This window comes from Bacillus sp. mrc49, from assembly GCF_002803435.1.
Genome location: NZ_PHNG01000038.1, coordinates 1 through 412, shown reverse-complemented (window position 1 = coordinate 412; position 412 = coordinate 1). Strand labels below are relative to the sequence as shown.

1 pseudogene is annotated in these 412 nt (G+C 45.9%); it reads right to left on the bottom strand.

The window, feature by feature from the left end:
- A pseudogene (locus CVN76_RS00340) lies at positions 1-412 on the bottom strand ((Fe-S)-binding protein); the annotation flags it as partial.

The window sequence follows — 412 nt, the reverse complement described above, 5'->3', positions numbered from 1 at the left end:
TTCGATGTTCTTCATGGCAAGCTCCTGAAAAACAAACTCATTACCCAATCGACGCGGGGTATCCCCTGAGTTTTTCTCTTTATTTCCCAGAATCGCGAATTTGACGCCCGCTTCATTCATTAACTTGGCAAAGGAAAGGGCAATCTTCTGGCTTCTGTTATCATAAGATCCCATTGAACCCACCCAGAATAAATATTCGAATTCTTCGTCTGCCTTTTGCAATTCCTTCCCGGTAGGAACGCTGACATCCTCCCTCAAGGTTCTCCAATCTTCTCTCTCTTTTCGGTTCAGCCCCCAAGGGTTTCCTTGACGCTCAATATTGGTCATTGCACGTTGGGCATCAGGATCAAGCCTGCCTTCAGTCAGCACTAGATATCGGCGCATATCGATGATTTTGTCGACATGTTCATTC